This is a genomic window from Ensifer sp. Root423 (genome assembly GCF_001426275.1).
GTDB lineage: Bacteria > Pseudomonadota > Alphaproteobacteria > Rhizobiales > Rhizobiaceae > Ensifer > Ensifer adhaerens.
Map to the genome: position 1 here is coordinate 566,939 of NZ_LMEG01000045.1, position 15,583 is coordinate 582,521.

A 15,583-nucleotide genomic window follows, 5' to 3' on the forward strand; every position below is an offset into this window, starting at 1 on the left:
CGTTCCGTGGCCTCCCGGCCGCTCAGGTCCTTCCGTTTCCGGGAGGGACGGTTTGTTCGCCGGTCGAAACCGGCGGATTGCGACAAAAAACGTCAGAACGGGAAAAAACGCAAGCTATGGAGACCAATACGGCCACGGCAGGGGCGCTGAACCGGGCCGATCACGATGCAAAACTGAAGGCAATCGCGGCAAGTGCTGCCGCAACTCGATCTAGAGGACAGCTTCGAGTTCGGTGATATCCGAGAGGCAATGGTCGGAAGCCGCCGCAAGCGACTGGCGCGAGCCGGTACCCGTCAGGACGGCGACCGTCATGCCGACGCCGGCGCTGCGGCCCATGTGCATGTCGTGATTGTTGTCACCGACGACGACGACCTGCTGCGGCTCAAGGCCGGTCGCAGCACAAAAGCCAAGCACCATGCCCGGCTCCGGCTTGACGCCGTAGCCGCTGTCGTAGCCCGCCACATAGTGCAGGTAATCCTCGAAGCCGAAGCGCTTTGCCGTTTCGCGGATCGAACGCTCGTTGTCGCTCGAGGCGACACCGAGGCGGTAGCCCTTGGCGTGCAGCCCGGCGAAGAAAGCGCCGAGATCGGTCACCGGCACGGCATATTCAGCCGAGCGCGCAAACAGGCCGTCAAGCAGGGTCGTCAGTTCGGCAACCGTGAAGGGCGCGCCCGCGCCGACGAAGCCGGTCGCGATCTCGACCGTGTTGCCTGCGGCAAGCAGGCTGTCGGGCAGCACGTGGCCGGTGTCGGCGTCCATGCCGCCGGCTGCAAGCAGCGTGCGGGCCAGAGCCTCATCACCCTTTGCCGCGATCCGCGCCAGTTCGTAGTTCACCGGTACCCAGCTCTTTGCGTAGTCGAGCAGGGTTCCATCCTTGTCGAACAGGATGCCGGCTATGGCTTTGGCTGCGGTCATGACGAGGCTTCGTCTCCTGCTGGATCAGTTGTCGGTCGGCGGGTTGAGACGCGCCTTGACGATGAGCGGATTGATATAGGGCTCAAGTCCCTTCATCGTCGCCGACAGGGCGCCGCGCATCTCTTGCACGGTTTCGAGGCCGGCATCGATCATCGAGCGACGCATGTCGTCGTTGGCGAGCAGATAGTTGACGCCCTTGGCCAGCATCTCGACATCGCGCACGATCTTGGCGCTGCCGTTCTTGGCCAGCGTCTGGTAGGTCTCGCGAAAATTCTGGACGTTGCCGCCTGACAGGATGGCACAGCCGAGCATGGCCGGCTCCAGCGGGTTCTGACCGCCTTCGGCAAACAGCGAACGGCCGACGAAGGCAACCTCCGTCAGGCGGAGATAGAGACCCATTTCGCCGATCGTGTCGCCAAGGAAGATATCGACGTCCGGCGTCAGCGCGTCGCGGCGCGTGCGCCGGGCGACCTTCAGCCCCTTGGCCGTCAGCGCCGCCTCGATGGCGTCGCTGCGATCGGGATGGCGCGGAACGATGATCGTTAGAAGGCCGGTTCGCTCCTTGAGCGCACGGTGCACGACACCGGCGGCCGCCTCCTCGCCGTCGAAGGTCGAGATCGCCGCCCAGGTCTTGCGCGTGCCGATCTGCTGGCGATACTCCTTCAGCGCCTGCGGATCGTGTGGCGGCGCGTCGGTGTCGACCTTGAGATTGCCCGACACCATGACCGGCAGCGCACCGAGCGTGCGGAAGCGCTCCGCATCGACATCGGACTGGGCAATGACGAGCGCGAGATTCTCGAACAGCGCATCGGCGAGCGCCGGCCGACGCTTCCAGCGCGCGAAGGTCCGGTCGGACATACGCCCATTGACCAGAACCTGCGGGATATGGCGGCGGCCGAGTTCCAGGATGGTCATCGGCCAGATCTCGGATTCGGCGATGATCGCCAGATCCGGCTCCCAGTAGTTGAGAAAACGGCTGACGGCCGGCTTGAAATCGAGCGGGACATACTGGTGGATCACCGTCGACCCCAGGCGCTCGGCCACGACACGCGCCGAGGTCATCGTCCCGGTCGTCAGCACGACGTGGATGCCGCGCCGCCTAATTTCCTTGATCATCGGGATGACGGCGTTGGTTTCGCCGACGCTTGCCGCGTGGAACCAGACGAGGGGGCCCTGCGGCCGCGGCTCGCTGGCATGGCCGTAGCGCTCACGGCGGCGCGCCGGATCCTCCTTGCCCTTCGCCGCGCGAATGGCAAGGTAGGACCAGACGAGAGGATAGATGGCCGAGCCGATCCAGCGGTAGCTGGACAGCGCCAGGCGCGCGCGAAAGCTGCTCATGACAGGCCACCTTCCCCGGCCGTTCCGGCCCGGAGAGACTTAAGGGCGACTGGCATGCGGGTAAACACCGCGCATCCCGACCTCATCGGCATCAGCCGTTTTCCGGGTCGAGCAGACGGTGCATGTGGACGATGAAGTAACGCATGTGAGCGTTGTCGACGGTCATCTGCGCCTTGGATTTCCAAGCAGTCAGGGCGCTTTCGTAGTCCGGGTAGATGCCGACGATATCGAGCTTGTCCAGGTCGCGGAAATGTACGTCAGTCAGCGTGGTGAGTTCGCCGCCGAAGACGAGGTGCAGACGTTGTTTTTTCTCGGTGTCGTGAGCCATCGGACTTCCATTTATTCTTGTTGGGTGTGGGCGTTGATTTGAGGCATTCAGCCTCAAAGGTCAATGGGGCTCCATGGACCGCGATGCGGCGATCAGGCCCGGCAAGAGCGGCTTTGCCGCCGCGCAGAGAACCCCGTGAACGACAGTGGATCGATTGTATGAGAGCGGCTGCGCATCGAGATCGGCCAGCGCGCCGCCGGCGCTCGCTAGAATGAGATCTGCTGCAGCCAGGTCCCAGTCGTGGGAGTTCTTCTTCACCAGCGTGCCGTCGATCCGCCCGTCGGCAACCATGGCCAGCCGATAGGCAAGCGACGGCACATGCGGGATACGGGTAACGGCGCTGCGATAGGGCGCCGGAAGCTTGCCGATCGTGTCCTCGGCAGCCGCCAGATGCAGTGTTTCCCCGGGTTTTGCCTCGCGCACCGAGATTTGGGCACCGTTTTTCAGCGCACTGCCGCCTGCGACCGCCTCGAAGAGTTCATCGAGCGCCGGGGCATAGAGCACGCCGGCAACGGGCTGGCCGCGATGCACGACGGCGACGCTGACGCACCAGAGTTCCTTGCCGGCGATGAAAGCCCGCGTGCCGTCGATCGGATCGACGACGAAGACCGTTTCGCGCGACAGCCGGCTCAGATCGTCGTCCGTCTCCTCCGACAGCCAGCCGTAATCGGGCCGGGCCGCAAGCAAGCGCGTCTTCAGCACATCGTTTGCGGCAAGATCCGCCTCGCTTACCGGCGAGCGGCCTTCGTTCTTCCAGCGGACGTCGGGCGCCTTGCGGAAATAGCCGAGCGCGGTTTCGCCGGCGACAACCGCCGCGGCACGGATCACGTCGAGATCCGGCTTCCAGTCCGCGCCCGGTGGTGCTGTGTCAGACATTCAAAACCCCGTCAGCCCGCCTCTCCCTTGTCCGGAAGGCGGGATCGGCGCGGGCTTCCCGCGCCTGCTTTTCCAGCGGCCTTGTCAGAGGCCGGCGAGCGTCATGCCCTCGATGGCGAGCGTCGGCGCCGCGACGCCGAACTTGCGGTCGATGTCGTCTGCCGGCGTCAGCGCCATGAACATGTCTTTGAGATTGGACGCGATCGTGACTTCAGAGACGGCAAAGGTCAGCTCGCCGTTCTCGATCCAGAAGCCGGAGGCGCCGCGGCTGTATTCGCCGGTCACCATATTGACGCCCTGGCCGATCAGTTCGGTGACGTAGAAGCCGGTGCCAACCCCGCGGATGAGATCGTCCCGCGAGATCGATCCCGGCTCGAGCGCCAGATTGGTCGAGGACGGATTGACCGTCGGACCGCCGCGCACGCCGCGGCCGTTGGTCTGAAGCCCGAGTTCGAGCGCTGCCGATGTGGACAGGAACCAGTGGTTCAGCACACCATCTTCGACCATCGCCAGTTTCTCGCCGCTGACCCCTTCGCCGTCAAAGGGACGCGAAGAGGAGCCACGCACGATCAGCGGGTCGTCGGTCACGGAAAGACCCGACTTCAGGATCTGCTTGCCCATCATGTCGCGCAGGAAACTCGTCTTGCGGGCGACAGCCGCGCCATTGATTGCGCCGGCCAGATGGCCGACGAAGCCGCGGGCTATGCGTGGATCGAAGACGACGGTGACATTCTTGGCGGTCGGCACCTGGCGCGGATTGATGCGGGCGACCGCGCGCTCGCCGGCCAGGCGGCCGATTTCGTCGGCGTCGCGCAGGTCGGCAAAGAAGAGGCGGCTATCATAATCGTAGTCGCGCTCCATCTTGGTGCCCTCGCCGGCAATCGCGCTGACGGAGCGGCCAAAGCGGGTGGCCATGTAGGAGCCGGAAAAGCCATGCGAGGTGACAAGTACCAGCCCGCCCATGCCGGCCGATGCCCCAGCGCCGCTGGAATTGGTAACGCCCGAGACCGCGAGTGCCGCCTCTTCGGCGGCAAGCGCTGCCTCGGTCAGGGTTTCAGTGGAAACCGCCGTGGCGTCGAAAAGGTCGAGGTCCGGATAGGACTTCGCCAGCCGGTCGGCGTCCGCCAGCGCGGCGAAGGGATCCTCCGGCGAAGCCTTGGCCATGGCAACCGCGCGCTCCGCGAGCAGCTTCAGGTCAAAACCCGGATTGGCCGAAACGCTGGCGACACGCCGTCCGACAAAAACACGGAGCGAAAAGTCGTCACTTTCGGAGGCTTCCGTCGCTTCGACCTTGCCGAGGCGGACGGAGACGGAGCGGGAGCGCCCGCGCACCACCACCGCGTCCGCCGCATCGGCGCCGGCCTTGCGGGCGAGGTCCACGAGTTCGGATGCGCGTTTTTCGAGGTCGGCAGAATCGATCGTGTCTGACATGGTGTGGCCTTTCATTCCTGCCCCATTTATTGTGCGGCGAAGCAGGCATCAAGGGCATCGACCCGATTCCCGCTCAAACACCGCAAATGAAGCGCTCTCGAATGCTCCGCTTGGGGGCCGGGTTCAGCAACAGTGAAAGCCTGAGGCATGGCAACGACACCGATCATCTATTCCCAGGCCCTGATGCTGCTCGGTGGCGCAGTGATCGCCGCTCCCATCTTCAAGCGGCTCGGGCTCGGCACGATCCTCGGCTACCTTTCGGCCGGCGTGCTGATCGGACCTGTCGCCCAAAGCATCACCGAAGGCGAGCAGATCCTGCACGTCTCGGAACTCGGCGTCGTCTTCCTGCTCTTCATCATCGGGCTCGAACTCAAGCCTTCGCGCCTCTGGCAGATGCGGCGCGACATCTTCGGCCTCGGCACGGCGCAGGTGCTGCTGACAGGCATCCTGCTTTCCTACGCCATCTATGCCCTCGGCCTCCTCGATCATGGCGGCAGCATCATCGCCGGCTTCGGACTGTCCCTCTCGTCGACGGCATTCGCCATGCAGATCCTCGACGAGGGCAACGACCGCAACACGCGCTACGGGCAACGCGCCTTCTCGATCCTGCTGCTGCAGGATCTCGCGATCGTGCCGCTTCTGGCGCTGATCCCGCTGCTGGCGGCACAGGCGCCCGAGGACACCACGCCGCCGCTCGAGGATTTCGCCATCGCCACCACTGCGATCGTCGTGCTCTTCGCTGCCGGGCGCTACCTTGTGAACCCGCTGTTCCAGCTCATCGCTCGCACCGGCGCACGCGATGTCATGATCGCCGCCGCACTGCTTGTGGTCATGGGGGCGGCGACCATGATGCAGCTCGCCGGATTGTCGATGGCCATGGGTGCCTTCCTTGCAGGCGTGTTGCTGGCCGAGTCCTCCTACCGCCATGAACTCGAGGCGGATATCGAGCCGTTTCGCGGTATCCTGCAGGCGCTGTTCTTCATGGCGGTCGGCCTGTCGCTAGAGCTCGGCGTCATCGTCGAGCGCTACCAGCTGATCATCATCGCCGTGCCGCTGCTGATGGCACTGAAGAGCCTGGTTCTCTATTGGCTCTGCCGCTTCACCGGATCACATCACAATGACGCCGTGCGCATCAGCCTGCTCTTGCCGCAGGGCGGCGAGTTCGGCTTCGTGCTGTTCACGGCGGCGGCAAGCGCCGGCGTCTTCTCGGACGGCAACGCCTCGCTGCTGGTCGCGATCGTGACCCTGTCGATGGCGCTGACGCCCCTTGCCTCAATGCTCGCGCCGAAATTGATGCGCGAGCAGGACGAGATGGACGAAGAGATCGAAGAAGACTTCGACGGCGCCAATGCCGATGTGCTGATGATCGGCTTCTCCCGCTTCGGCCAGATCGCCGCCCAGATCCTGCTTGCCGGCGGTCGCGATGTGACGATCATCGATCATTCCGCCGCGCGCGTGCGCCAGGCCGCGACCTTCGGCTTCCGGATTTACTTCGGCGACGGCAACCGTCTCGACGTGCTGCGCGCCGCGGGCATCGAACGGGCCAAGATCGTCGCCGTCTGCACCCAGAAGAAGGAAACGACCGACCACATCATCGATCTCGTGCAATCCGAATATCCGAATGCCCGCATCTACGCCCGCTCCTACGATCGTCTGCACACGCTGGAACTGCGCGCCAAGGGTGTCGACTACGAACTGCGCGAGACCTTCGAGTCCGGCCTGCTCTTCGGCCGCAAGACACTGGAGGCACTGGGGGTCGGCGACGACGAGGCGATCGCGATCATGGACGACATCCGCAAGCGCGACGAGGCGCGCCTCGTGCTACAGGAGGCCGAGGGCATCACCGCCGGCCGCGACATGCTGCACTCGCGGCCTGTGCGTCCGGAGCCGCTGGTCAAGCCGAAGCGCGAGGTCGACCATTCGCAAGAGACTGGCGAACGGATCCTCCCGGGCCTTCCCGCGGACGAGCGCGAAAGCGCCTAACCGCTCACGCTGCGACGGCACGCGCCGTCATTGCCAAGGTTGTTCAGGCCCCAAGCTTCAAACACCAAGGTTCAGGTGAGCCTTGGCGCTGTCATCCGCTCTTCGAGGGCGCGCTTCAGTTCGTCCTTGATCGCAGCCGTTGCGTTCAGCACGTCCTGGGCGCGCAGGAAATCCATCACGCGGTAGCGGCCGACATCGGGACGCAACAGGATGTCCGGCGCCCCCTCCTTCAGCTTCATGGCGATGATCGACTGCATCATCAGCTGGCTCGCGCCGAACAGGCTGTCGATCCGGCTCGGGATCGCCTTGCCGTCGCCATCCGGCCCGCCGACGACATCGACCGCAATGACGATATCGGCAAGGCCGCGCAGGTGATCGAAGGGAATGGGATTGTAGATGCCGCCGTCGATCATGACCCGCCCGTCGATCCGGACCGGCGTGAAGATCGCCGGCAGCGCCGCAGACGCAGCCAGGGCCTTGCGGAGGTCGCCCTTCTCGCAGATCTTCTCCGTCTGACCGTAATAGTCGGTGGCGACTACCTTCAGCGGGATTTCGAGGTCGGAGAATTTCTGCGGGATGGCCTCGGGCAGGAAGGCCTTGAGCACCCGCTCGACATTGAACTGGCCGAAACGGAAGCCGCTCGCCATCGCTTCGGAAAGGCTCGACGGCCGCAATTGCCACAGGCGGTTGACCACTTCGCGCCGGTGGCCGACGGTGGAAAGCGTATGGGCCCGGATCTCTTCGCCGCGCAAACCCGCCGCCATGCCGGCGCCCATGATCGCGCCGATCGACGAGCCCGCGATCGCGACCGGCCGAATGCCGAGTTCATCCAGTGCCTCGATGACATGGATATGCGCAAGACCGCGGGCGCCGCCACCGCCAAGCGCCAGCGCGACGGTGGGCCGCGCCGGGGCCCCAGCCGATCCATGCGTCATCGAAAGATCCTGCTTCATCGGCATGCCTCCGCGCTGGGCGGGTTGAGAAAATGGCGTCGTCCGGCTGAGCCTATCCCGGCAACTCAACCGAAATTACGGCATCAGGCTCCGCGAAACCGATAGAAATGCATGCGCGTGTCGCCGAACACCCTGACGTCAAGGTTTTCGAAGACTGCGACCGGCGCCGGCTGGACATCTGCCCGCTCTTCGAGGATCACCAGGGCGCCGGGCACCAGCCAGTTGCCGATGGCAGCCGACTCCAATGCCTTTTCGCCCAGCCCCTTGGCGTAGGGCGGATCGGCGAAGACGAGATGAAACGGCTCCATCGTACCGACGCCGCCAAGGCTCGTGGCGTCGCGCCGGAAGACCTTGGCCCGGCCCTGCAGGCCGAGCGTCTCGACGTTGGTCTGGATCAGGCCCCTGCCCTCGACGCCCTGCTCGACAAAGAGCGCATGCCGGCATCCGCGCGACAGCGCCTCGAAGCCGACGGCGCCGGTGCCCGCGAAAAGGTCGAGCACACGCGTGCCGTCGAGCGCGTCCGGATAGGAATGGCTCAGAATGTTGAACAGGCTTTCGCGCGTCCGGTCCGTGGTCGGCCGGATATCGTTGGACTTTGGGGTCGCCAGGCTGCGACCCCGAAACTCTCCGCCGACGATCCGCACGACCGCTTAGTTTCCTCTGCCGCGCGGCTTGCCGCCGCCAGCCGGGCGCCCGCCGCCGGAGCGACCAGGACCGCCGGGGCGTCCACCGCCGGGCTTGCCGCCACCAGGCTTACCGCCGCGCGGACCGCCGGAGCGTTCACCGAAGGATTTTCCGCCCGAGGGCTTGCCGCCGAACGACTTGCCGCGAGGCTTGTCGCCAAACGGACGGTCGCCACCTTCGCGACGCGGCGGACGGTCACCGTCAGCGCGTGGAGCCCGCGGCTTGTCGAACCGGCGATCACCGCCGTCGCTGCGAGCCGGACGGTCACTGAACGAACGCTCACCGCCTTCGCGACGCTGCGGACGATCACCGTCGGCGCGTGGCGCCCTCGGCTTGTCGGAATAGCTGCGCGGTCCGCCTTCAGAACGGGGACGGTCGCCGCCGTCACGGCGCGCAGGACGGTCACCGTGATCGCGCGACCTGCGGTCACCCGCGTCGCCCGACTTGCGCCGGCCGAAACCGCCATCGCGGCCCTCGTCCTTGCCGCGACGGGCAGGTTCGCTGGCACTGATCCATTCGCCCTCGTCGTCGCGACGCTTGACCGGCGCGGCAGAGGCCGGACGATCGGCGCGGTCGAAGTCTCTGTGCGGGCCACCCTTGCGGTCCGGGTCGAACTTGCCGGTCGTCTTCGTCGCCAGACCATCCTTGTTGCGGCCGTAGCGCTTGGACTTAGGCGCGCTTTCCGGACGCTCGCGACGGGCGGACTTCTCGGTGGCATCGCCATCAACGGACTTCGGCTTCTTTTCGGCGAGCGGGCGGGCGCCCGGCGCCATCCAGACATTGGCCGTGCGGGCGCGCTGAGCCGGCGCGCGCTTCGGCCGATCCTCGAACTTGGCGTCGCGGTCTTCGCGCGGGCCACCCTTGCCGCGGGCACCATCCTTGCCACGACCACCACCGTCGCGGCGGTCGTCACGACGGGTGTCCAGACGAGAAAGGGCACGCTCGCGCTTGTCCTCCGGCTTTTCCCAGCGGTTGTTGCGCTCCGGCCTGCGCGTGTCGGCGGCGTCGTCTTCAGCCTCACCGGCAACGGTCGCCGCCTGATCATTGTAAAGCGGCGCGTCGAAGTTCGCCTTGGCGTCCTCGATCAGGCGCGGTCCCAATTGGTCGCGCAGCGTGCGTCCGCGAATTTCCTGGACGTGTCCTTCCGGCAGTTCGCCGAGCTGGAACGGGCCGTAGGAGATGCGGATCAGGCGGTTGACGTCGAGGCCGAGCGCGCCGAGCACGTTCTTGATTTCGCGGTTCTTGCCTTCGCGAAGCCCCATCGTGATCCAGACGTTCGAGCCCTGGACGCGGTCGAGCGTCGCTTCGATGGCGCCGTACAGCACGCCATCGACGGCGATGCCGTCCTTCAGCTTGTCGAGCGCTTCCTGATCGATCTCGCCATGGGCGCGCACGCGGTAACGGCGCAGCCAGCCGGTCGACGGCAGTTCGAGCACGCGGGCAAGGCCGCCATCATTGGTGAGGAGCAGCAGGCCCTCGGTGTTGATGTCGAGGCGGCCGATCGACAGAACCCGCGGCAGCTCGTCCGGCAGGTTCTCGAATACGGTCGGACGGCCCTCCGGGTCGGCATTGGTGGTCACCAGACCGGCCGGCTTGTGATAGAGCCAGAGGCGCGTGCGCTCGATACCGCGGATCGGCTGGCCATCGACCTCGATCGCATCGGCGAGCGTCGCGTTGACCACGGGCGTGTCGAGGATGACACCGTTGAGCCTGATGCGGCCTTCCATGATCATGCGCTCGACGTCGCGACGCGAGGCAACGCCGGCGCGCGCCAGGATCTTCGAGATGCGCTGCGGCTCGTCGGCGGCCGCTGCAGCCGCTGCCGGGCGCTCCCGGGCCGGACGCGAAGCGCCGGCCTTGGGATCAGACGTCTTTGCGTCGAAGCTCCTGCCGGGGCCCTTGGCACCGAAAGACTTCGGGCCGGAAGCCTTGGCTCCTGCAGCCTTTTTCGGCGCAGCGCCCTTCTTGTCGGCGAAATGCGGTTTCTTGTCCCGGCCAGCGGACTTGCCGCCAGGCCGCGTGGGCTTGTCTTTGGATGTCATTTGTGTTGCCTGCCTTTTGCGGCTGTCCTATCAGGTCGCGGCCCGTGGGTTAAGAGAAATTATTGTTTGAGCGATGGCTGAGACGACACGCTTCATGGATGCGGCCCTTGAAGAGGCCCGCAAGGCTGCCGAACGCGGCGAAGTGCCGATCGGCGCCGTGGTGGTTTTCGACGGCCGGATCATCGCCAGCGCCGGCAATCGGACCCGCGAGCTCAACGACGTGACGGCCCATGCCGAAATTGTCGCGATCCGCGAAGCCTCCGCAGTCCTCAACGACGAACGGCTTGCTGGCGCCGACCTCTACGTGACGCTCGAGCCGTGCACGATGTGCGCCGCGGCGATCTCCTTTGCGCGCATCCGCCGCCTTTACTACGGCGCGGACGATCCGAAAGGCGGTGCGGTCGACAGCGGCGTACGGTTCTTCGGCTCGCCCACCTGCCATCACGCCCCCGACGTCTATTCCGGCCTCGCCGAGCGGGAATCTGCCGAGATCCTGAGGGATTTCTTCGCCAGCAAGCGCTGAGAAGGCACGTCCGTATTCTTGCTTCAGTCGGCTGCGAAGCTCGTCAGTGCTGCGCCCGAGAGACGGTAGCGCGTCCATTCCGACATCGGCTCGGCACCCACGGCCTCGTAGACCCGGATCGCCGGCTCGTTCCAGTCGAGAACGCTCCACTCGAAGCGGCCGCAGCCTTCCTCGACGGCAATCCTTGCCAGGTGCTTCAGGAGCATCTTGCCGGCGCCCGAACCGCGGCAATCCGGCGTGACGTATAGATCCTCGAGATAAAGCCCCTTGCGCGCCTGCCAGGTGGAATAGTTGTAGAACCACATGGCAAAGCCGGCCGGCTTGCCGTCCTTCTCGCAGATCACGGCGCGGGTGATGGCGCCCGGGCCGAAAAGCGAATCCTGGAGCATCCCGACCGTCGCCTCGACGGCGTCGGGCTCTTTTTCGTAGATGGCAAGTTCCGTGATGAAGCGCAGGATCGTCTCTGCATCTTCCGGGCGGGCGTCGCGAATGCTGATGGTCATGGCTCTGGCGCTGCTTAGGCAATTCCAGAAAACGCGCGAAGTGCTTTCGTCCGGAGCTGCATGGATGCAAAAGGGTGAGGCATTCGCCGTTTCAAATGAAACGGCGAACTGGTCTTAGAAGGGCCAATACCACTTGGTGCCGGAATTCTTGACCTGCGCTTCCTTCTTGCGGCGGCGCTCCTTGTCCTTCTCCGGCTCGCCGAGGTCGGTCTCCGTGCCCTCGGGCAGGCGGCGGTAGTCGAGCGGCGGATCGCTCAAGAAGCGGCGCTTGTCGGAATAGGCGCCCTGCTCGACCTTGCGGGCCTCGCGGTAGGCCTCCTGCTGCTCCTTTGCCGAAAGGCGGCGGCCGTTGGCGCTGGCCTTGGCAAGGGGGGAGACGTAGTTCGGGTTGTTCTTGTTGGCGTCGGCCTCTTCACGCAGGCGGTTGCGCACCTCTTCCGGAGACTCGACCCATTCCGGGTTCCCCTCACGGCTGGCGAGCGACTTCTGCGGCTCGACGAGTGACGCCTGCTGGGTGGACGGCGGCAGCACGAGACCAGGACGCGGCTGGTACTTGACCGGATCCCGCTTCGGCGGACCGAAGCTGGCGACGCTGCCGAGGTCGTCCATGAGCTGCTCGCCGGCCGTCTTGTCCGTGCCGTAGGTCGGCCCGCCGATGCAGCCCGTAAGCACCAGGCCGCTCGTCAAAATGGCGGCCACGCTGGCAAACACTCGCAACTCTCGCGTCATTTCCATGAGATTCCTTCCAGCCGGCCACCAGTCAGCGCGGCCACTCAAGCGCCCATGGCGGAGAAATCCGCCAAATTTCGGGCAGGTTTTACCGGATGAACGCAAGGAGTGCAATTCATCCGGTAACAATGCGTTAAGCCTTGAAACCAAGCTCGCGCAAGGCAGCGGCATCCCGGGCGGACACGTCCGGGTAGAGTGCGTCAGAACCGACATCGGTCGTGATCCGCCAGGAGCGAGCACATTTCTGGCCCTCGGCAAGCTTCGGCACGACGCTGACCTTGGCCACGTCAGCCAGCCGGAACGCGTCGGCCGGACCTTCGGTGGTCTCGACAGTGATCCCCGAGGTGATGCAGATCTCGGCGAAATCCTGGCCTTCCAGCGCCTTCAACAGCTCCGGATCGGCCACGTGGACGACCGGTGCGGCTTCCAGCGACGAGCCGATGCGCTTGTCCTTGCGTTCGATCTCGAGCGCGCCGGTGACGACGGTGCGGACCGCACGGATCTTCTCCCACTTGGCTTCGAGCGCATCGTTCTTCCATTCCGCCGGGATCGCCGGGAACTGTTCGAGATGCACCGAGACCGCATCGGGCTTGCGCGACAGCCAGGCCTCTTCGGTCGTAAACGGCAGCATCGGCGCCAGCCACAGCACGAGGCAATCGAAGAGCTTGCGGATGACGGCGAGTGCCGCACGGCGGCGCAGGCTCGACGGCGCGTCGCAGTAGAGCGCATCCTTGCGAACGTCGAAATAGAAGGCCGAGAGTTCGACGTTCGAGAAATCGATCAGCGAACGGGCGATCTTCTTGAAGTCGAAGGCGTCGTAGCCTTCGCGCACGACCTGGTCGAGTTCGGCCAGGCGATGCAGCATCAGCTTTTCGAGTTCCGGCATCTCGGCATAGGCAATTTCCTCGCCCTTGTCGTGGGCGAGCGTGCCGAGCATCCAGCGGATCGTGTTGCGCAGCTTGCGATAGGCGTCGATGTTTGTCTGGATGATCGTCTTGCCGAGGCGCTGATCTTCCCAATAATCCGTCGTCATCACCCACAGGCGCAGGATGTCGGCGCCGGCATCCTTCATCACCTCTTGCGGGGTGACGGTGTTGCCCTTGGACTTCGACATCTTCTCGCCCTTCTCATCCATGGTGAAACCATGGGTGACAACGGCGTTGTAGGGTGCGCGGCCGCGCGTGGCGCAGGCTTCGAGCAGCGAGGAATGGAACCAGCCGCGATGCTGGTCCGAACCTTCGAGATAGACGTCGGCCGGCCACTTCAGGTCCGGACGGTCTTCGAGCGTGAAGGTATGGGTCGAACCGCTGTCGAACCACACGTCGAGGATGTCCATGACCTGATGCCACTTGGCATGATCGTGGTCGTTGCCGAGGAAGCGATCCTTGGCGCCTTCGGTGAACCAGGCATCGGCACCTTCCTGTTCGAAAGCGTCGAGGATGCGAGCGTTGACGGCCTCGTCGATCAGGATCTCGCCCTGATCGTCGGCAAAGATCGCGATCGGCACGCCCCAGGCGCGCTGGCGCGAGAGCACCCAGTCCGGACGGCCTTCGATCATCGCACGCAGGCGGTTCTGGCCGGCGCCCGGAACGAAGCGGGTGTCGTCGATGGCGGACAGCGCGCGCGAACGCAGGGTCGTGCCATCACCAAAGGCCTTGTCCATGTAGACGAACCATTGCGGCGTGTTGCGGAAGATCACCGGCTTCTTCGAGCGCCAGGAATGCGGATAGGAATGCTTGAGGCGACCGCGAGCGAAGAGCGCGTGACGGGCGATCAGCGCCTTGATGACGCGATCGTTGGCGTCACCCTTCTTGCCCTTGTCGTCGATGACGCGGCCCGCGCCACCTTCGGCGTCCGGGCCGAAACCATGGGCGTCAGCGGTGAAGTAGCCGGCATCATCGACCGTGAACGGGATCGCCGAGGAGATGCCGCGGGCTTCGAGCGCGCGGGCATTGTCCATCCAGGCATCAAAGTCCTCGCGGCCGTGGCTCGGGGCCGTGTGCACGAAGCCGGTGCCGGCATCGTCTGTCACGTGGTCGCCGTCGAGCAACGGCACCTTGAAGGCGTAGCCGCCGCCCAGACCGTGCAGCGGATGGGCGCAGGTCACGGACGACAGTTCATCGGCCTCGAGGTCGCGAACGAAGTTGAAGGTGAGCTTCGCCTTGGCGGCAGACTCATCGGCCAGGCGCTTGGCAAAGATCAGCTTCTCGCCCGGCTGGGGGCCGAAATCGTTCTCGGCGGTCGCCACTTCGTAGAGGCCATAGGCATAACGCGACGAGTAGGCGATGGCGCGGTTGCCGGGGATGGTCCAGGGCGTGGTCGTCCAGATCACAACGAAGGTGCCGGCAAGGCTGTCGGGACCTTCGGTGACCGGGAACTTCACCCAGATCATGTCGCTTTCGACATCGGCGTATTCGACTTCGGCTTCGGCAAGCGCCGTGCGCTCGACGACCGACCACATGACAGGCTTCGAGCCGCGATAGAGTTGGCCGAGCTTGGCGATCTTCATCAGTTCGCCGGCGATGCGCGCTTCGGCGTGGAAGTTCATCGTCGTGTAGGGATTGTCGAAGTCGCCCTCGATGCCGAGACGCTTGAACTCCTCGGCCTGGACCTGGATCCAGCCGGCGGCGAAATCGCGGCATTCCCGACGGAACTCGTTGACCGGAACCTCGTCCTTGTTCTGGCCCTTCTCGCGGTACTTCTCCTCGATCTTCCACTCGATCGGCAGACCGTGGCAGTCCCAGCCGGGTACGTAGTTGGCGTCGAAACCGCGCATCTGGAACGAGCGGTTGATGACGTCCTTGAGGATCTTGTTCAGCGCGTGGCCGATGTGGATGTTGCCGTTGGCATAGGGCGGGCCGTCGTGCAGCACGAACTTGTCGCGGCCGGCAGCCGATGCGCGCAGCTTCTTGTAGAGGCCCATCTTCTGCCAGCGGGCCACCGTTTCCGGCTCCTTCTGCGGCAGGCCCGCGCGCATCGGAAATTCCGTCTGCGGCAGATAGAGGGTCGAGGAGTAGTCGATCTTTTCAGCGGTGTCGGTCATGGTTTTTGCAATCGCTTCTTCGCGCGAACGGCCGCGCATACGAAATGGGCTCGGTATCGAGAGATGACTGGGGCGTCGGAAACGCCGAAATCCCGGACCTTCCGGCTGATCACAGCACGCGGAAGGCCGGGCCAATAATTCGCTGATCGATGATCAATCGACGGTGCCGGGTCATGGTGGCCGGTTGTTTAAGGCGTTTTCGGCCTTTTGAAAAGGTCCGCCGCCGCGCGAAGAC

13 protein-coding genes are annotated in these 15,583 nt (G+C 65.0%); 2 read left to right on the plus strand and 11 right to left on the minus strand.

Features of this window, described 5'->3' with window-relative positions:
* Positions 1-210: 210 nt before the first annotated feature.
* From ASD01_RS31375 to ASD01_RS31395, 5 genes are all read right to left on the minus strand, one after another.
* On the minus strand, positions 211-915 hold the full coding sequence (locus ASD01_RS31375; protein ID WP_034801001.1) for an HAD family hydrolase: 705 nt from the start codon (positions 913-915) through the stop codon (positions 211-213).
* Positions 916-939: 24 nt separating this feature from the next.
* Entirely contained in the window at positions 940-2,253 is a 1,314-nt protein-coding gene (gene waaA, locus ASD01_RS31380) for a lipid IV(A) 3-deoxy-D-manno-octulosonic acid transferase (RefSeq protein ID WP_034800999.1), read from the minus strand.
* A gap of 91 nt (positions 2,254-2,344) precedes the next feature.
* Entirely contained in the window at positions 2,345-2,581 is a 237-nt protein-coding gene (locus tag ASD01_RS31385; RefSeq protein ID WP_034800996.1) for a DUF4170 domain-containing protein, read from the minus strand.
* Between the two features lie 60 nt (positions 2,582-2,641).
* Complete coding sequence (locus ASD01_RS31390; protein WP_034800994.1) at positions 2,642-3,457, minus strand: 3'(2'),5'-bisphosphate nucleotidase CysQ; 816 nt, start codon at positions 3,455-3,457, stop codon at positions 2,642-2,644.
* A gap of 84 nt (positions 3,458-3,541) precedes the next feature.
* Positions 3,542-4,888 (minus strand): TldD/PmbA family protein, encoded by a 1,347-nt coding sequence (locus ASD01_RS31395; RefSeq protein WP_034800992.1) that lies wholly within the window; start codon positions 4,886-4,888, stop codon positions 3,542-3,544.
* Between the two features lie 147 nt (positions 4,889-5,035).
* Between ASD01_RS31395 and ASD01_RS31400 the strand changes: the two genes are divergently transcribed.
* Entirely contained in the window at positions 5,036-6,871 is a 1,836-nt protein-coding gene (locus tag ASD01_RS31400; protein WP_034800989.1) for a monovalent cation:proton antiporter-2 (CPA2) family protein, read from the plus strand.
* A 71-nt stretch (positions 6,872-6,942) separates the two neighbouring features.
* On the opposite strand, the gene ASD01_RS31405 is transcribed toward ASD01_RS31400, so the two are convergent.
* The 3 genes from ASD01_RS31405 to ASD01_RS31415 all read right to left on the minus strand — a co-directional run bounded on the left by ASD01_RS31405 (position 6,943) and on the right by ASD01_RS31415 (position 10,550).
* Positions 6,943-7,824 (minus strand): patatin-like phospholipase family protein, encoded by an 882-nt coding sequence (locus tag ASD01_RS31405; protein ID WP_060529841.1) that lies wholly within the window; start codon positions 7,822-7,824, stop codon positions 6,943-6,945.
* An 83-nt stretch (positions 7,825-7,907) separates the two neighbouring features.
* A complete protein-coding gene (gene rsmD, locus ASD01_RS31410) occupies positions 7,908-8,468 on the minus strand; it encodes a 16S rRNA (guanine(966)-N(2))-methyltransferase RsmD (protein ID WP_034800983.1) in 561 nt (186 codons plus the stop codon).
* A 6-nt stretch (positions 8,469-8,474) separates the two neighbouring features.
* Positions 8,475-10,550: a pseudouridine synthase gene (locus ASD01_RS31415; protein ID WP_034800981.1), complete on the minus strand. Its 2,076-nt coding sequence runs from the start codon at positions 10,548-10,550 to the stop codon at positions 8,475-8,477.
* Between the two features lie 73 nt (positions 10,551-10,623).
* On the opposite strand from ASD01_RS31415, the gene ASD01_RS31420 reads away from it, so the two are divergent.
* Positions 10,624-11,073: a nucleoside deaminase gene (locus ASD01_RS31420; protein WP_034800979.1), complete on the plus strand. Its 450-nt coding sequence runs from the start codon at positions 10,624-10,626 to the stop codon at positions 11,071-11,073.
* A 23-nt stretch (positions 11,074-11,096) separates the two neighbouring features.
* Here the strand turns inward: ASD01_RS31420 and ASD01_RS31425 are convergent, their stop codons facing one another.
* The 3 genes from ASD01_RS31425 to ileS all read right to left on the minus strand — a co-directional run bounded on the left by ASD01_RS31425 (position 11,097) and on the right by ileS (position 15,348).
* Positions 11,097-11,576, minus strand: a complete 480-nt coding sequence (locus ASD01_RS31425) for a GNAT family N-acetyltransferase (RefSeq protein ID WP_034800977.1) — start codon at positions 11,574-11,576, stop codon at positions 11,097-11,099.
* Between the two features lie 114 nt (positions 11,577-11,690).
* Positions 11,691-12,311: a hypothetical protein gene (locus ASD01_RS31430; RefSeq protein ID WP_034800975.1), complete on the minus strand. Its 621-nt coding sequence runs from the start codon at positions 12,309-12,311 to the stop codon at positions 11,691-11,693.
* A 127-nt stretch (positions 12,312-12,438) separates the two neighbouring features.
* Positions 12,439-15,348: an isoleucine--tRNA ligase gene (gene ileS, locus ASD01_RS31435; protein WP_034801431.1), complete on the minus strand. Its 2,910-nt coding sequence runs from the start codon at positions 15,346-15,348 to the stop codon at positions 12,439-12,441.
* Positions 15,349-15,583: the final 235 nt, after the last annotated feature.

What these genes read in the sequence shown, in the direction of transcription:
- ASD01_RS31420 (WP_034800979.1), top strand. Translation starts at nt 10,624, where the DNA reads ATGGCTGAGACGACACGCTTCATGGATGCGGCCCTTGAAGAGGCCCGC.
- ASD01_RS31395 (WP_034800992.1), bottom strand. Translation starts at nt 4,888, where the DNA reads ATGTCAGACACGATCGATTCTGCCGACCTCGAAAAACGCGCATCCGAA.
- ASD01_RS31430 (WP_034800975.1), bottom strand. Translation starts at nt 12,311, where the DNA reads ATGGAAATGACGCGAGAGTTGCGAGTGTTTGCCAGCGTGGCCGCCATT.
- ASD01_RS31390 (WP_034800994.1), bottom strand. Translation starts at nt 3,457, where the DNA reads ATGTCTGACACAGCACCACCGGGCGCGGACTGGAAGCCGGATCTCGAC.
- ASD01_RS31385 (WP_034800996.1), bottom strand. Translation starts at nt 2,581, where the DNA reads ATGGCTCACGACACCGAGAAAAAACAACGTCTGCACCTCGTCTTCGGC.
- ASD01_RS31405 (WP_060529841.1), bottom strand. Translation starts at nt 7,824, where the DNA reads ATGAAGCAGGATCTTTCGATGACGCATGGATCGGCTGGGGCCCCGGCG.
- ileS (WP_034801431.1), bottom strand. Translation starts at nt 15,348, where the DNA reads ATGACCGACACCGCTGAAAAGATCGACTACTCCTCGACCCTCTATCTG.
- ASD01_RS31425 (WP_034800977.1), bottom strand. Translation starts at nt 11,576, where the DNA reads ATGACCATCAGCATTCGCGACGCCCGCCCGGAAGATGCAGAGACGATC.
- waaA (WP_034800999.1), bottom strand. Translation starts at nt 2,253, where the DNA reads ATGAGCAGCTTTCGCGCGCGCCTGGCGCTGTCCAGCTACCGCTGGATC.
- ASD01_RS31400 (WP_034800989.1), top strand. Translation starts at nt 5,036, where the DNA reads ATGGCAACGACACCGATCATCTATTCCCAGGCCCTGATGCTGCTCGGT.
- ASD01_RS31415 (WP_034800981.1), bottom strand. Translation starts at nt 10,550, where the DNA reads ATGACATCCAAAGACAAGCCCACGCGGCCTGGCGGCAAGTCCGCTGGC.
- ASD01_RS31375 (WP_034801001.1), bottom strand. Translation starts at nt 915, where the DNA reads ATGACCGCAGCCAAAGCCATAGCCGGCATCCTGTTCGACAAGGATGGA.